This window comes from Pseudomonas baetica, from assembly GCF_002813455.1.
Classification (GTDB): domain Bacteria; phylum Pseudomonadota; class Gammaproteobacteria; order Pseudomonadales; family Pseudomonadaceae; genus Aquipseudomonas; species Aquipseudomonas baetica.
In genome coordinates this window covers 3,275,001-3,289,809 of record NZ_PHHE01000001.1, presented here as the reverse complement: position 1 = coordinate 3,289,809, position 14,809 = coordinate 3,275,001, and the positions used below count along the sequence as shown (strand labels likewise).

Below are 14,809 nucleotides of genomic sequence, written 5' to 3'. Positions count from 1 at the left end.
TGTCTTTTGACCCGAATTCTCCTGGAGCACACCATGACCCAGACTTCGCACAACTCCGATCTGCGTAACGGCCCTGACGCCAACGGCCTGTTCGGTTCGTTCGGTGGCCGCTACGTCGCTGAAACCCTGATGCCGTTGATCCTCGATCTGGCCCGCGAATACGAAGCGGCTCAGGAAGATCCGGCATTCAAAGAGGAATTGGCCTACTTCCAGCGTGACTACGTCGGACGTCCGAGCCCGCTGTACTTCGCCGAGCGTCTGACCGAGTTCTGCGGCGGCGCGAAGATCTACCTCAAGCGCGAAGAGCTCAACCACACTGGCGCGCACAAGATCAATAACTGCATCGGCCAGATCCTGCTGGCGCGGCGCATGGGCAAAAAACGCATCATCGCCGAGACCGGCGCCGGCATGCACGGCGTGGCGACCGCCACCGTAGCTGCGCGCTTCGGTCTGGACTGCGTGATCTACATGGGCACCACTGACATCGAGCGTCAGCAGGCCAACGTGTTCCGCATGAAGTTGCTGGGCGCCGAGGTGATCCCGGTGGTTGCCGGCACCGGCACCCTGAAAGATGCGATGAACGAAGCGCTGCGTGACTGGGTGACCAACGTCGACAGCACTTTCTACCTGATCGGCACTGTGGCCGGCCCACACCCTTATCCGGCCATGGTTCGCGACTTCCAGGCCGTGATCGGCAAGGAAACCCGCGAGCAGTTGCAAGCTCAGGAAGGCCGTCTGCCGGATAGCCTGGTGGCGTGCATCGGCGGTGGTTCCAACGCAATGGGCCTGTTCCACCCGTTCCTCGACGACAAGAGCGTTGAGATCATCGGCGTTGAAGCCGCTGGTTACGGCATCGAAACCGGCAAGCACGCGGCCAGCCTCAACGGCGGCGTACCGGGTGTATTGCACGGCAACCGCACCTTCCTGCTGCAGGACGACGATGGCCAGATCATCGACGCCCACTCGATTTCCGCCGGTCTCGATTACCCGGGTATCGGCCCGGAACACGCCTGGTTGCATGACATCGGCCGCGTCCAGTACACCTCGGTGACCGACGATGAAGCCCTCGAAGCGTTTCACAAGTGCTGCCGTCTGGAAGGGATTATTCCTGCCCTGGAAAGCGCCCACGCCTTGGCCGAAGTGTTCAAACGTGCACCGAAGCTGCCGAAGGATCACCTGATGGTGGTCAACCTGTCTGGCCGTGGCGACAAAGACATGCAGACCGTGATGCACCACATGGAACAGTCCAAGCAGGAGAAACACTGATGAGCCGCCTGCAAACCCGATTTGCCGAACTCAAACAACAAAATCGTGCCGCGCTGGTGACCTTCGTCACCGCCGGTGACCCGGATTACGACACTTCGCTGGCGATCCTCAAGGGCTTGCCCAAGGCCGGTGCCGACGTTATCGAACTGGGCATGCCGTTCACCGACCCGATGGCGGACGGCCCGGCGATTCAACTCGCCAATATCCGTGCGCTGGGTGCCAAGCAGAATCTGGCGAAAACCCTGCAAATGGTTCGCGAGTTCCGTGAAGACAATAGCGATACGCCGCTGGTGCTGATGGGCTACTTCAACCCGATCCACAAGTTTGGCGTTGAGCGTTTCATCGCTGAAGCCAAAGAGGCAGGCGTCGATGGTCTGATCGTGGTCGACATGCCGCCAGAGCACAACGAAGAACTCTGCGACCCGGCCCAGGCTGCCGGTCTGGACTTCATCCGCCTGACCACGCCGACCACCGACGACGCACGTCTGCCGAAGGTGCTCAACGGCAGTTCCGGATTTGTTTACTACGTGTCCGTGGCCGGTGTGACCGGTGCCGGTGCGGCAACGCTGGAGCACGTCGAAGAGGCAGTGACCCGTCTGCGCCGCCATACCGATCTGCCGATCAGCATTGGTTTCGGTATCCGTACCCCGGAGCAAGCGGCGGCCATTGCGCGTCTTGCCGACGGTGTGGTGGTGGGTTCGGCGCTGATCGATCACATCGCCAACGCGACCACGCCGGATCAGGCCATCGATGGCGTGTTGAGCCTGTGCTCGGCGCTGTCCGAAGGCGTGCGTAAGGCCCGCGTCAGTTGAAGGTAAAGTTCCTGATACAGAGGAATTAGCACCTCACGGTACAGACTAAACAAGCAAGACCGAGGGCTTCAGGACTACGTTCTGAAGCCCTTTTTGCTGTCAGTGCTGTGAGGAAAGACCGAATGAAAATGCCGAAACGTCTGATGGCCGGATTGGGTGTGCTGATGATCAGCGCGACTCCGCTGCTGGCCAGCGCCGATCAGCGCGATGATCACGACCGCGGCGGCCCGCAGCAGGGCCATTACGACAACCAAGGGGAGCATCGCGGTGACGATCGCCGTGGCCCGCCGAACAACCACCGAGGCGGCCCGCCACCTCGCGACTTCGGTCCGGTGCGCCAGACCATTCGCGACAACCACGGCTACTTCGTGCGCGGTGCGCCGCCGCCGCCGGGCATCCACCTGGAGCGTGGCCGGCCATTGCCGCACGGTTATTACGGTGAGCGCCTGGATGGTCGTGCGTTAGGTCGTTTGCCGGTCTATCCGGGTTATGAATGGCGCCGGGCTGGTGGCGATATCGTGCTGATCGCGGTGGGCACCGGGATCGTTTATGAAATTCTGGATGGGGTTTTGTATTAATCGTTAGTCAGTCAAAAGATCGCAGCCTGCGGCAGCTCCTACAGGGAATTCGATCCCTCTGTAATTGGATGGACTCGCCCAAGCCGAGGCGTCAATGCGCCACGGTGGCAGTCTAAACAGCCATCGACAGCGAGGGCGAGTCCATGAAAAATCATAGTTCGAATGATCAATCCCTGTCTTCTTCCGATTTGTCGGCCTGCACAACTTTGGCGGTAGATCTGGCCAAACAGGTCTTTCAGGTCGCTGGTGAAGATGTCCTCGGCCAGGTGCGCTATGAACAGCGGATCAAGTCGCGTGAGGCGTTTTATGAGTTTCTCCAACAGCTGCCGCCTCATGTCGTGGTTTTGATGGAGACCGGTCCGGGAGCTCAAGCCTGGGCCCGGCAGTTGCAAGACAAAGGTAATCTGGCGCGGATTCTTCCAGCCGGTTTGGTGACCACACACCGCAGTGGGCCTAAAAATGATCGCAACGATGCGCTGGCGATTCTGCGCGCTGGTCGCGATGAAAAAATCTGCGCGGTACCGGTCAAAAGCGTTGCTGCGCTGGCAATGCAAGCGCTGCATCGCGCCCGTCAGGGCTATGTGCGTCGACGCACGGCGGTCAGCAATCAGATGCGCGGCCTGCTGCTCGAGCACGGCGTGGCCTTGGCGCAGGGCGATGTTGCGATCAGTCAGAAGATTCCGCGGGTACTGGAAGATGCGACCCAGCCACTGCCTGGCCTGCTGCGTGAATTGATCGACGAACTGTTGGCTGAGTGGCGCCATTTGGGCGAGCGCATCGGCGTGTTGACGGGCCGCCTGGAAGTGGCCGCTAACGCCGACATGACAGCGAGGCGACTGATGACCGTGCGCGGCATTGGCCCAGTCATTGCCACGGCACTGGTGGCCAAGGAAACCAACCCTGAGCGGTTTCCCAATGCCCGCAAGTTTGCCGCGTACTTTGGCATGGTGCCTGACCAGCACAGCAGCGGGCAGACGGTCCGGCTGGGCGACATGACCAAGCGAGGTGATGTTTATTTACGCAGCTTGATGATCCAGGGAGCCCATTCGGTCCTGCAACAACTGCGACCTGATTCCCTGCAACCCGATGACCGCCGCTTGTTGCGGTGGATGAGCCGACTGGGCCGTAAGGAGGCTGCGATCAGGTTAGCCAACCGCAACCTACGAATCGTCTGGGTGCTTCTACAGAATGACCAGTCTTATCGTCGTCATGCTGGTAATGGTCAGTAAGCGACGATAAGCCACTGAGCGACCGAGTTCTGCCACCGAGGTACTGACTGTCCGACCCTTTGCTGAAAAAAATTGACCCCAGGTAAGACCAGCGTGGATTGATGCCTAAGCTCCTACTGGCCTTCGAGGCCTGACTGTAATCGGCATGCCACGAGCTCTTCCAATTTTGGCCAGAGGCCGAAGACGGCTTCCACGAATAGGCCTAATACATAGATGCAACGGGGCGACAGTTTTCAAAAAACGGGTAGACAGTGGGGGCGAGTCCATACATAGGAGCTGCCGCAGGCTGCGATCTTTCGCTTTTATGGCAGTTCCAGTCCGCCAGACGCCTTGTGCAGTTTGCGCAAATGCTCGCCAATCTGTTTCACGTTGGCTTCGCTCGCCGCAATCTCGGCAGCACGCTTGGGCTCCAGCAACTTTCGCACTTCGGTGTCCAGATCTCCGGAAAGGGCCAGGAGCTTTTTCTGCCGCTGGCTGCTTTCTGCTTCCAAGCGGCTGAATTCGCTCGGTTGCGGCAAGCCGTAACCCTTGGAGTCGAGCAATTCCGCCGGGCGACTGAGGAAGCCGCTATTGGCGAGGATTTCCTGCAAGGTCGCGTTGGCTTTGTCCATGCCGCCGTTTTCCAGTTCGCGTGCGCCGAGGTAACGCTGCTTGACCTCGTCCTGTGCGAGCAACAACTGTCGCCGGTAGCTCGCCTGTTCCAACAGCAGCAGTGCGGCGCTGGTGCGCAGGTCGGCACGTTCGAACCACGGGCGGCGTTCCTCGGCAGTCAACGAAAGCCATTGCTCAACACTGTTCTGTTTGATCGGCAATTGCTTCTTCAGTACATCGAACATCGCCTGATAACGATCACGGAACGAATCGAAGCGATAACCCAGACGCAGCGCCTCTTTGGGATCATCCAGCACGCTGGTGTCGGCCAGGCCCCGGCCCTTGAGCACTTCCAGCAAACCGTTGGGCATGATGCTGTCCAGGCCGGTGAGCTGCGCGTTGTTGCTGCCGCTGCGCAACAGTTTCAGGCCTTCTACCGCGCAGTTGTTGGACAGGAAGAAGTAGTTACCGTCGTAGCTCCAGTGCATCTCGGCGGCGTGTTCGACCACGCCTTCGATCTCGTTGCGTGACAGATTCAGCGGTACCGAAGCGAGGCTGCGCAGTTCGGTCTTGGTGTATTCGTCGATGACTTGTGCCAATGGCAGGACGAACAATCGTGAAGGGTACTTGCCGACCAGTCCGTCCCAGCTCGACAGCTGCACATCGCCTACGAAGGCGCGATACGACAGCACCAGATGCTGATCCAGATCGAGCCGGCAATCCGGGCCACGCGGCCGACCGGGTGCGCAGATCACCAGCCGCAACATGCTGTGGCCCCAACGGCTGACCCAGTTCTGATTGGCCTCGGCGAGCAGATAATCGACGGCGTAAACCCGTTCCGGGTCGACCTGTCCCAAGGGCTGCTTGGCGAAGTCGTTACCGGCATTGAGGAAGGCGAAGGTCTTGCTGCAGGTGTCCTTGGCCGGTGGTGCCCAGCCGAAGTGTTCCTGGTAGTAGCGGTACAACGCCGGACGGCGGCAGGCATAGCTCGGGTCGAGGAGGAAATACTCCATGTTGACCGCGACGAACTCCTTTGGACTGGAGATTTCGTACAAATCCGGGCTGCGGGCGATCTGCCGGTTGTGCTGTTCGCGTTCGCCACGACGGCCGACGTATTGCTGCCAACCGGCAAGGTCGAGCAGACGCGGGTCATCGCTGAGGGTAAAGCGGCGGCCGTTCTGGCCACGGCATTCATCGGGGATACCGATCAGCCCGGCGCTATTGAAACGCCGGGTGCAACGCTGGATCAGCGTGCGTTCGGCACTCGGCCACAAGCGCGCGCGGTCATAAATGTGGGTGATTTCGTGCAGCACGGTGGCGAGCAGTTCCTGACGCACAGTGCCGTGGGGGCGATTGGTTTTCTCTTTGGCGGCGCTGCCGTCGGTGAGGCTGGCGAGCAGTTTGCGGTTCAGATCGAGTTCGGCAACCAGCGTGGCCTGGCCATAGGCATTGACGGGCATGTCGTCGGTCCAGCCGACATCGATGCGCCGATCCAGCCGCTCGATGAAGCTCGGCGGCAGCGCGCGCATGGCTTCATCGATCAGCGCCTGGCTGGCCTGTTGTTGGGCTGGGCTCAGGCCGTCAGTCTTGAGCCGTAATTGCAGGCCGGCGTGGGCGCTGTTGCCAAGCAGCAACAACGTCCCGGCCAGTAGCCAGGCGCCGAGTGACCTCACAGTGCGAGGATGGCTTCAGCGAGAACCTGATCACTGGCGTCGCGCGCTTCCGGCACGCGAGTGCGCAAGGTGTTGAGCGCGGCTTCCAGGTGTGCGCCACGGATATCACCGTTGCTGGCGACGAAACTGGCGGCGTCGTCGTGGGCTTCCCGGATGATTTTCGAGTCGCGAATCGAGGTGGTGGTATCGGAGGTGAAATCGATGGTGCGCTGGGAGGCACGAACGATGATGTTACTGGTGGCGACCAGGGTGTGCGCCTGGGCCACATCGGCCAACAAAAACAGGCCAAGGGCGGCAGCAATCAGCGGGCTACGCATGGAACGACTCCGGAAGGACAAGGATAACTATTGGACGAGAATTGCCTGTGCCAGTTCAAGGTCGCTTACATGAAGTTTCGGCCGGGTTTTGCGCAGGTAATGCAGTGCGGATTCCAGTCGAGCGCCTCGCAGTTCTCCGTCACTGGCAACGAACACCGCTGCATCGTCGTGAGCAGCCAGCAGCAGTTTACGGTCGAAAGGTGCGGAAGACACCATGCCGGTCGCCCAAACGCTGACGACGGTGTTCTGGGTCGACATATCGAAGGCATCGACCGACGTCGTCCAGCAGGCCATTAACAATGCGCAAGGGAACAGCAGATTTTGAAGAAAACGCATAAGACTCGGTAACGGTTAGCGAGCCGCAAGGCTAGCGCAATGCCCGGGCTAGAGCCAGCGTCGAAACATCGGGACACGACCGGCGTGTCCCGCGATACCGCGATCGCTTAGATCGTCAGAATGGCCTGAGCCAACTGTGCGTCGGTGGCTTGCAGCTGTGGGGCTTGATGACGGATGTGATCGAGCGCGCTTTCCAGTTTCACGCCACGGATCTCGCCTTCGCTGGCTACAAAACTGGCCGCGTCATCGCGGGCCGCGAGGACGATCTTGTCGTCACGGAAGGACGAAGTAACGTCGGAAGTGGCATCGGACGAGGATTTCAGGGCGCCGACGACAGCGTCGGTGGTCACGATGAAGCTGGTGGCGCTGGCGTTCGCAGCCACGGCCAGCAGGGCGGCAGCGCTGAGCAGGCGAAGACGGGACATGGGATAACTCCTGTGGATAAACCGTTTTGAGAGGTGGCTCGGTATCTGAGGAGTCAGACGCCTTCGGCACAGCATTCGCCACTTACTGAATGGATATTAGGCTGCTATGTGCAATTCGCCCAGTGGTCAGAATACTGGCTCCTGTTGAACGCTTCTAACTGTACCTGCGTATATTAATAAATCTAAAACTGTACTTGTTTCAATCTCGAAGCGTCTATTCTGCTGTTTTGAAGGATCCAGAACGACAAAACCCGTCGTGGTTTCCCACGACGGGTTTTGTTTTATTCAATTCGGGTTGCTGGCGGAGGTTCTAACGACCAGAGCCAGCGACGCTACTTAGCGCCAGAACGGCTTGCTCAGCTCTTCGTAGCGTTGAGCTTCGCTGATACCGGCGTCAGCCAGCAGGCGCGAATCCAGACGGGCCAGTTGGTGGCGGCTGGAGATGCGGCGCTGCCACAACATCAGGTTGGCGATAACGCGCAGAGGCAGGGAAGCCTGGGTGTTTACAGCTTTGTCTTCGAAGAACAGTTCGGAACTGAGTGTACGTTCCATGGTTGACATCCTTCCGCTTGTGGCGGGATCAGGTAGTGGTTTGACTGGTGCCCATGATCCTCTCGTTTGCCAAGTCTCTCTAGATACAGTTCAACTGTATTGTGAGTGACCAGTTAACTGTTTATAGGAGGTGTATGGGTCAAAATCGAGCGAACTGTACCTGTCCGCACTTAAGTAGTGCGTGTTTGCTCATTTCGGAAGAATAGGTAGGTATTTACGGTAGGAAAAGACCGGTACAGCAGTACAGTTTTTGATAGTTGGCGCGGGTTGCAACATCCCGCTGACGAAACTGTGTTTGCGCCAGCGGAATATCTGTGCGAGTTACACCTTCAGCATCCGCCCGGTTTCTTCCAGGTTGATGTGCCAGCTCAAGGCTTCACGCAGGATATGCGGAGTGTGGCCACCGATTGCACAGGCTGCGGTGAAGTAATCATTCAACGCCTGACGATAGTCCGGGTGTACACAATTATCGATGATCACCCGCGCACGCTCCCGTGGCGCCAGACCACGCAAGTCCGCCAGACCCACCTCAGTCACCAGAATGTCGACATCATGCTCGGTGTGGTCGACATGGCTGACCATCGGCACCACGCTGGAAATCGCGCCACCCTTGGCAATCGACTTGGTCACGAACACCGCCAGATGCGCGTTGCGCGCGAAGTCGCCCGAGCCGCCGATGCCGTTCATCATCCGCGTGCCGCAGACGTGGGTAGAGTTGACGTTGCCGTAGATGTCGAACTCCAGCGCGGTGTTGATCCCGATGATCCCGAGGCGCCGCACCACTTCCGGGTGGTTGGAGATCTCCTGCGGACGCAGCACCAGTTTGTCCTTGTACTTCTCCAGATTGCCGAATACATCGCTGTTGCGCCGCTCGGACAAGGTGATCGAACTGCCCGAGGCGAAGCTCAGCTTGCCGGCATCGATCAGATCGAACGTCGAGTCCTGCAGCACTTCGGAGTACATGGTCAGGTCTTCGAAAGGCGAGTCGATCAGGCCACACATCACTGCGTTGGCGATGTTGCCGATCCCGGCCTGCAATGGGCCGAGTTTGTTGGTCATACGCCCGGCGTCGACTTCCTGCTTGAAGAAATTGATCAGGTGTTCGGCGATGGCGTTGGTGTCGACATCCGGCGACGATACGGTCGACGGCGAATCCGCCTGCTGGGTGATGACAATGGCGACGATCTTCTCCGGCGGGATCGGGATCGCGGTGCTGCCGATGCGGTCGTCTACTTTTACCAGCGGGATCGGCGTGCGCGTCGGACGATAGGTCGGGATATAGATGTCATGCAGGCCTTCGAGGTTGGCGTTGTGCGCCAGGTTGATCTCGATGATCACCTGCTTGGCGAAAATCGCGAAGCTCGCCGAATTGCCCACCGAGGTGGTCGGCACGATGTGGCCCTGTTCGGTAATCGCCACGGCTTCGATCACCGCAATGTCCGGCAGCTTCAGTTGCTGGTTGCGCAGTTGCTCGACGGTTTCCGACAGGTGTTGGTCGATAAACATCACTTCGCCGGCGTTGATTGCTTTGCGCAGTGTGCTGTCGACCTGGAACGGCATGCGCCGCGACAGCACGCCGGCTTCGGTCAGTTGCTTGTCGAGGTCGTTGCCCAGGCTCGCACCGGTCATCAGGCTGATCTTCAGCGGCGTGACCTTGGCCCGCTCGGCCAGTGCGTGGGGTACGGCTTTGGCTTCGCCGGCACGGGTAAAGCCGCTCATGCCGACGGTCATGCCGTCCTCAATCAGAGCAGCGGCGTCGGCGGCGCTCATCACTTTATCCAACAACGAAGGCAGGCGAATACGGTCACGGTACATGGATTATTATCTCGGGAAGCGAGTAGCAGGATGCGCAGTCTAGTGAATTTGGCAGGCGCCTGTCCCGCTACCAAGGTCGCAAACAAGGCGTCTATTTAGCGGGTTTCAAGTAAAACATCGTTACCGGATATGCAACAACGCGGCATATTGTCCGACTGTTTGCGCAAACAAAAACGCCCCGACGAATCGGGGCGTTCGGTGTTTCAGCGGCGAGTTACTCGACCGCTTTGACCATGTCTTCGATGACTTTCTTCGCGTCACCGAACACCATCATGGTCTTGTCCAGGTAGAACAGCTCGTTGTCCAGACCGGCATAGCCGCTGGCCATCGAGCGCTTGTTGACGATGATGGTCTTGGCCTTGAACGCTTCGAGAATCGGCATGCCGGCAATCGGCGATTTCGGATCGTTCTTCGCGGCCGGGTTGACCACGTCGTTCGCGCCCAGCACCAGCACCACGTCGGCCTGGCCGAACTCGGAGTTGATGTCTTCCATCTCGAACACCTGGTCGTAAGGCACTTCGGCCTCGGCGAGCAGCACGTTCATGTGCCCAGGCATGCGGCCGGCCACCGGGTGGATCGCGTACTTCACGGTCACGCCACGGTGAGTCAGCTTCTCGGTCAGCTCCTTCAGAGCATGCTGCGCACGGGCCACCGCCAGACCGTAGCCCGGCACGATAATCACGGTGTCGGCGTTGGTCAGCAGGAAGGTCGCGTCATCAGCCGAGCCGGATTTCACCGGACGCGCTTCTTTCGCACCGGCCGGGCCAGCATCCGCCGTATTGCCGAAACCGCCGAGCAGTACATTAAAGAAGGAACGGTTCATTGCCTTGCACATGATGTACGAGAGGATCGCACCGCTCGAACCCACCAGCGAACCGGCGATGATCAGCATCGAGTTGTTCAGCGAAAAACCAATACCTGCCGCCGCCCAGCCGGAGTAGCTGTTGAGCATCGATACCACCACCGGCATATCGGCGCCGCCGATCGGGATGATGATCAGCACGCCCATCACGAACGCCAGCGCCAGCATCAACGCGAACGCGGTGAGGTTGCCGGTGAACATGAAGGTCAGGCCGAGTGCCAATGTGGCCAGACCCAGTACTGCGTTCAGCTTATGCTGACCGGCGAACTGTACCGGTGCGCCTTGGAACAGGCGGAACTTGTACTTGCCCGACAGTTTGCCGAAGGCGATCACCGAACCGGAGAAGGTGATTGCACCAATCGCCGCGCCGAGGAACAGTTCCAGACGGTTGCCCGCCGGGATCGCGTCGCCCAGTTGCTTGACGATGCCCAGCGACTGCGGCTCAACCACGGCAGCAATGGCGATGAACACCGCCGCCAGGCCGATCATGCTGTGCATGAAGGCGACCAGTTCCGGCATTTTGGTCATTTCAACACGCTTGGCCATGATCGAACCGGCGGTGCCGCCGATCAGCAGGCCGACGATCACGTAACCGATACCGGCAGTGGCCAGCTCTGCACCCAACTTATAGATGAGACCGACGGTGGTCAGGATGGCCAGCGCCATGCCGAGCATGCCGAACAGGTTGCCGCGCCGTGAAGTGGTCGGGTGCGACAGGCCTTTGAGGGCCTGGATGAAGCAGATCGACGCGATCAGGTAGAGCGTCGTGACGAGATTCATGCTCATTACTTCGGCGCCTCTTCTTTTACTTTCGGGGCTTTCTTCTTGAACATCTCAAGCATGCGGCGGGTGACCAGGAAGCCACCGAACACGTTGACCGCGGCCAGCGCCACGGCGAGGGTGCCCATGGTCTTGCCCAGCGGCGTGACGGTCAGCGCAGCGGCCAGCATGGCGCCGACGATCACGATTGCGGAAATCGCGTTGGTCACTGCCATCAAGGGGGTGTGCAGCGCAGGCGTAACGTTCCAGACCACGTGGTAACCGACATAAATCGCCAGCACGAAGATGATCAGGTTGTAGATACCGGGGGAGATAAGCTCTTCCATCGTCTGAATCCCTGCTTAGGCGTTTTTGCGGATGACTTGGCCGTCGCGGCACATCAGGCACGCGGCGACGATGTCGTCTTCGAGGTTGACGTCGAACTGGCCTTCTTTAGTGAAGACCAGCTTCAGGAAGTCCAGCAGGTTGCGCGCGTACAGCGCCGAAGCGTCTGCGGCGACTTCACCGGCGAGATTGGTCGGGCCGCAAATGGTTACGCCATTCTCGATCACGACCTGATCGGCCACGGTCAGCGGGCAGTTGCCACCCTGAGCCGCTGCGAGGTCGATGACCACCGAACCCGGTTTCATCTGCGCCACGGTGTCCGCGCTCAACAGCGTCGGTGCCTTGCGGCCCGGAATCAGTGCAGTGGTGATGACAATGTCGGCCTGTTTGGCGCGTTCGTGTACCGCCTGGGCCTGACGCTGCATCCAACTCGCCGGCATTGGTCGCGCGTAACCACCGACACCGACCGCGCATTCGCGCTCTTCATCGGTCTCGTACGGCACGTCGACGAACTTGGCGCCGAGGGATTCGATTTGCTCTTTCACCGCCGGACGTACGTCAGACGCTTCAATGACTGCACCCAGACGTTTCGCCGTGGCAATCGCCTGCAACCCGGCCACACCGGCGCCGAGAATCAGCACGCGCGCCGCTTTCACGGTGCCCGCAGCGGTCATCAGCATCGGCATGAAGCGCGGATAGTAGTGAGCGGCCAGCAGCACCGACTTATAGCCGGCAATGTTCGCCTGCGACGACAACACATCGAGACTCTGCGCCCGCGAGGTGCGCGGCGCCGCTTCAAGGGCGAACGCGGTAATCCCGCATTCGGCCATTTTCGCGATGGTTTCGTTGTTGAATGGGTTGAGCATGCCAACCAGCACCGTGCCGCGCTTGATCAGCGTCAGTTCGGCATCGCTTGGGGCGACCACTTTGAGAATCAGCTCGGCGCCAAACGCATCGTTGGCACTGCCAATGGTTGCGCCTGCCGCTTCATAGGCACTGTCGACAACGCTGGCTTTGACGCCGGCGCCGGTTTGCACAGTGACCTTATGACCTTGGCTGATCAGCTTTTTAATGGTTTCCGGGGTTGCAGCAACCCGTGTTTCACCGGTCTGGGTTTCGAGAGGAACACCAATGTGCACGTCAAATCTCCTGCGTGATCTTATTGAGTAAACCCAGGCACTGCGGATGGTGCGACTGGGGCGGCCGATCAGCACGATCCCGCCAAATCAGGGCGGGGAGCGGCATTTTGCAGGCGAACTTTATGCCCTTCAAGGGATTATGACGGGTGACGGAAAATTAACTACAAGTCATCCTGTGACCGAATGTCGCAGATAGCCGGTTGAATCCCTTGTAGGCCGTGCCTTGTAAGGATTCTGGCTGAATTTGAAAAAATTTCTCATCGGCGACGTGAATAGGCCGTAATGAGTCGTTGATTGAGGCGCAAAGCCACGTCTTCAGGCGCTTGTGGGACGTCTGTACGACTTTCGGATACAGTCGTTGAATATGCGACAAATACTTATATCTGTAGTGCTTTTACTTTGCTGACTACTAGGTCAGCTATTGCTCTGGGCCTTTATCCTTCTAGGCTATAGCTCTGCGCCTGGTTTACCAGCCAGTCGCGAAATGCCCTTAAGGACGCCGATTCGACCTTTCGCTCTGGAATCATCAGGTAATACGCCTTGATGCTGGAGAGTGCCTGCGGGTTGGCAATCACCAGGCGCTTCTCGGCTAACTCACGCTGAATCAGGAACGGTGGAATCAGTGCGATGCCCATGTCGTGCATGGCTGCTTGGGCGAGCATGGAGAATAGCTCGTAGCGTGGGCCTGTCATGTCGCGGGGGATGTTCAGGTGTTGCGAGTTGAACCACTGACGCCAGGCGTAAGGGCGGGTGGTCTGTTGTAGAAGCGGTAGCTCGGCAATCTCATCGGCTGTCAGCTGTATCTTCTTGCCGAGAAGGGCGGGACTGCACACGGGCATCGGATTCTCGCCCATCAGCCTGTGGGATTCGGTACCCGACCAGTCCGCGTCGCCAAAGTAGATCGCCGCGTCGAAGTCGGTGTCGGCAAACAGGAACGGCCGAGTGCGGTTGGTCAGGTTGACCGTGACTTCCGGGTGCTTGACCTGGAAATCCTTGAGCCTTGGCAGTAGCCATTGCGTACCGAACGTCGGCACCACCGCCAACTCGATCACATTGGCGCCTTGCTGGCCCATTACCGAGAGCGTGTCGCGTTCAACCGCATCGAGTTGAGTTGCCACTCGGCGGCTGTAGGAAAGTCCTGCTTCGGTCAGCTTCACGCCGCGTCGTGAGCGTCGGAACAGTTCCACGCCGAGGAAGTCCTCAAGGCTGGCGATCTGTCGGCAAATGGCGCCTTGGGTGAGGGAAAGTTCTTCGGCGGCCTTGGTAAAGCTCTCATGGCGAGCGGCAGCCTCGAAGCTGATCAGGGCTGTGGTGCTGGGGATCTTTCTGCGCATGTACGTCAACCTCACTAATGCGCCGCGTAAAAGGCATTCAGCGACGTTTCGGAGTGAGAAATTAGCACAACAGAATGCGAAATCCTCGTTTGCCGCGACGGCGAACCGGGCCTAGGATCAATGCCACGTTAATTCACCCGATTTGCGAGGACACACTCATGGGCGGTAAAGCAAGCTTCAACTGGATCGATCCCCTGCTGCTGGATCAACAGCTCACTGAAGAAGAGCGCATGATCCGCGACACCGCCGAGCAGTTCGCTCAACAGAGCCTCGCACCGCGTGTCCTCGAAGCCTTCCGCCATGAGAAGACTGACCCGGCGATCTTCCGCGAGATGGGCGAAGTCGGCCTGTTGGGCGCGACCATCCCTGAACAGTACGGTGGCAGCGGCCTCAACTATGTCAGCTACGGCTTGATCGCTCGTGAAGTGGAGCGTGTCGATTCCGGCTATCGCTCGATGATGAGCGTGCAGTCCTCGCTGGTGATGGTGCCGATCAACGAATTCGGCACTGAAGCACAGAAACAGAAATACCTGCCGAAGCTGGCGTCCGGCGAATGGATCGGCTGCTTCGGTCTGACCGAGCCGAACCACGGTTCCGACCCGGGCGCGATGATTACCCGTGCTCGCAAGGTCGACGGCGGTTACAGCCTGACCGGCGCGAAGATGTGGATCACCAACAGCCCGATCGCCGACGTGTTCGTGGTGTGGGCCAAGGACGATGCCGGCGACATCCGTGGCTTCGTGCTGGAGAAAGGCTGGAAAGGTCTGAGCGCACCG

15 protein-coding genes (1 of these 15 running past the window's edge) are annotated in these 14,809 nt (G+C 59.3%); 5 read left to right on the top strand and 10 right to left on the bottom strand.

Annotated features, from left to right (window positions below; all coding sequences use genetic code 11):
* Positions 1-33: 33 nt before the first annotated feature.
* From trpB to ATI02_RS14875, 4 genes are all read left to right on the top strand, one after another.
* Complete coding sequence (gene trpB / locus ATI02_RS14890; protein ID WP_100846662.1) at positions 34-1,266, top strand: tryptophan synthase subunit beta; 1,233 nt, start codon at positions 34-36, stop codon at positions 1,264-1,266.
* Positions 1,266-2,078: a tryptophan synthase subunit alpha gene (gene trpA, locus ATI02_RS14885; protein ID WP_095190287.1), complete on the top strand. Its 813-nt coding sequence runs from the start codon at positions 1,266-1,268 to the stop codon at positions 2,076-2,078. Before trpB ends, trpA begins: the two co-directional genes overlap by 1 nt.
* A 122-nt stretch (positions 2,079-2,200) precedes the next feature.
* Complete coding sequence (locus ATI02_RS14880; RefSeq protein ID WP_100846661.1) at positions 2,201-2,656, top strand: anti-virulence regulator CigR family protein; 456 nt, start codon at positions 2,201-2,203, stop codon at positions 2,654-2,656.
* A 188-nt stretch (positions 2,657-2,844) separates the two neighbouring features.
* Complete coding sequence (locus ATI02_RS14875; protein ID WP_100848419.1) at positions 2,845-3,885, top strand: IS110 family RNA-guided transposase; 1,041 nt, start codon at positions 2,845-2,847, stop codon at positions 3,883-3,885.
* 302 nt (positions 3,886-4,187) lie between these two features.
* Here ATI02_RS14875 and ATI02_RS14870 read toward each other — a convergent pair whose 3' ends face one another.
* The 10 genes from ATI02_RS14870 to ATI02_RS14825 form a co-directional block, all read right to left on the bottom strand.
* Positions 4,188-6,149: a DUF7844 domain-containing protein gene (locus ATI02_RS14870; protein WP_100846660.1), complete on the bottom strand. Its 1,962-nt coding sequence runs from the start codon at positions 6,147-6,149 to the stop codon at positions 4,188-4,190.
* On the bottom strand, positions 6,146-6,466 hold the full coding sequence (locus tag ATI02_RS14865) for a DUF2388 domain-containing protein (RefSeq protein WP_034152281.1): 321 nt from the start codon (positions 6,464-6,466) through the stop codon (positions 6,146-6,148). The genes ATI02_RS14870 and ATI02_RS14865 overlap by 4 nt, the downstream gene beginning before the upstream one ends.
* Positions 6,467-6,493: 27 nt before the next feature.
* Entirely contained in the window at positions 6,494-6,802 is a 309-nt protein-coding gene (locus ATI02_RS14860) for a DUF2388 domain-containing protein (RefSeq protein WP_100846659.1), read from the bottom strand.
* A gap of 107 nt (positions 6,803-6,909) precedes the next feature.
* Positions 6,910-7,227 (bottom strand): DUF2388 domain-containing protein, encoded by a 318-nt coding sequence (locus ATI02_RS14855; RefSeq protein WP_007911658.1) that lies wholly within the window; start codon positions 7,225-7,227, stop codon positions 6,910-6,912.
* A 336-nt stretch (positions 7,228-7,563) separates the two neighbouring features.
* Positions 7,564-7,779, bottom strand: coding sequence for a DUF1127 domain-containing protein (locus tag ATI02_RS14850; RefSeq protein WP_007911656.1), 216 nt, complete (start codon positions 7,777-7,779; stop codon positions 7,564-7,566).
* A gap of 321 nt (positions 7,780-8,100) precedes the next feature.
* Complete coding sequence (locus ATI02_RS14845) at positions 8,101-9,594, bottom strand: succinyl-CoA:acetate CoA-transferase ScpC (RefSeq protein ID WP_100846658.1); 1,494 nt, start codon at positions 9,592-9,594, stop codon at positions 8,101-8,103.
* Positions 9,595-9,808: 214 nt separating this feature from the next.
* Positions 9,809-11,242: an NAD(P)(+) transhydrogenase (Re/Si-specific) subunit beta gene (locus ATI02_RS14840; RefSeq protein ID WP_095190292.1), complete on the bottom strand. Its 1,434-nt coding sequence runs from the start codon at positions 11,240-11,242 to the stop codon at positions 9,809-9,811.
* Entirely contained in the window at positions 11,242-11,562 is a 321-nt protein-coding gene (locus ATI02_RS14835; RefSeq protein ID WP_003187417.1) for an NAD(P) transhydrogenase subunit alpha part 2, read from the bottom strand. The genes ATI02_RS14840 and ATI02_RS14835 overlap by 1 nt, the downstream gene beginning before the upstream one ends.
* A gap of 15 nt (positions 11,563-11,577) precedes the next feature.
* Complete coding sequence (locus ATI02_RS14830; protein WP_100846657.1) at positions 11,578-12,699, bottom strand: Re/Si-specific NAD(P)(+) transhydrogenase subunit alpha; 1,122 nt, start codon at positions 12,697-12,699, stop codon at positions 11,578-11,580.
* A gap of 434 nt (positions 12,700-13,133) precedes the next feature.
* The gene (locus ATI02_RS14825) at positions 13,134-14,033 is read right to left on the bottom strand and encodes a LysR family transcriptional regulator (RefSeq protein ID WP_100846656.1); all 900 of its coding nucleotides are present in this window, start codon (positions 14,031-14,033) and stop codon (positions 13,134-13,136) included.
* A gap of 158 nt (positions 14,034-14,191) precedes the next feature.
* On the opposite strand from ATI02_RS14825, the gene ATI02_RS14820 reads away from it, so the two are divergent.
* Positions 14,192-14,809 carry the 5' portion of an acyl-CoA dehydrogenase gene (locus ATI02_RS14820; RefSeq protein ID WP_095190295.1) on the top strand. Its footprint extends 564 nt past the window's final position, so 618 of the gene's 1,182 nt are visible here — the first part of the coding sequence; its start codon is at positions 14,192-14,194; the stop codon falls past the right edge of the window.

Bases quoted from the DNA above. Each gene is read 5' to 3' on its own strand.
- trpB (WP_100846662.1), top strand. From the start codon at position 34: ATGACCCAGACTTCGCACAACTCCGATCTGCGTAACGGCCCTGACGCC.
- trpA (WP_095190287.1), top strand. From the start codon at position 1,266: ATGAGCCGCCTGCAAACCCGATTTGCCGAACTCAAACAACAAAATCGT.
- ATI02_RS14880 (WP_100846661.1), top strand. From the start codon at position 2,201: ATGAAAATGCCGAAACGTCTGATGGCCGGATTGGGTGTGCTGATGATC.
- ATI02_RS14865 (WP_034152281.1), bottom strand. From the start codon at position 6,466: ATGCGTAGCCCGCTGATTGCTGCCGCCCTTGGCCTGTTTTTGTTGGCC.
- ATI02_RS14860 (WP_100846659.1), bottom strand. From the start codon at position 6,802: ATGCGTTTTCTTCAAAATCTGCTGTTCCCTTGCGCATTGTTAATGGCC.
- ATI02_RS14855 (WP_007911658.1), bottom strand. From the start codon at position 7,227: ATGTCCCGTCTTCGCCTGCTCAGCGCTGCCGCCCTGCTGGCCGTGGCT.
- ATI02_RS14850 (WP_007911656.1), bottom strand. From the start codon at position 7,779: ATGGAACGTACACTCAGTTCCGAACTGTTCTTCGAAGACAAAGCTGTA.
- ATI02_RS14845 (WP_100846658.1), bottom strand. From the start codon at position 9,594: ATGTACCGTGACCGTATTCGCCTGCCTTCGTTGTTGGATAAAGTGATG.
- ATI02_RS14840 (WP_095190292.1), bottom strand. From the start codon at position 11,242: ATGAGCATGAATCTCGTCACGACGCTCTACCTGATCGCGTCGATCTGC.
- ATI02_RS14835 (WP_003187417.1), bottom strand. From the start codon at position 11,562: ATGGAAGAGCTTATCTCCCCCGGTATCTACAACCTGATCATCTTCGTG.
- ATI02_RS14825 (WP_100846656.1), bottom strand. From the start codon at position 14,033: ATGCGCAGAAAGATCCCCAGCACCACAGCCCTGATCAGCTTCGAGGCT.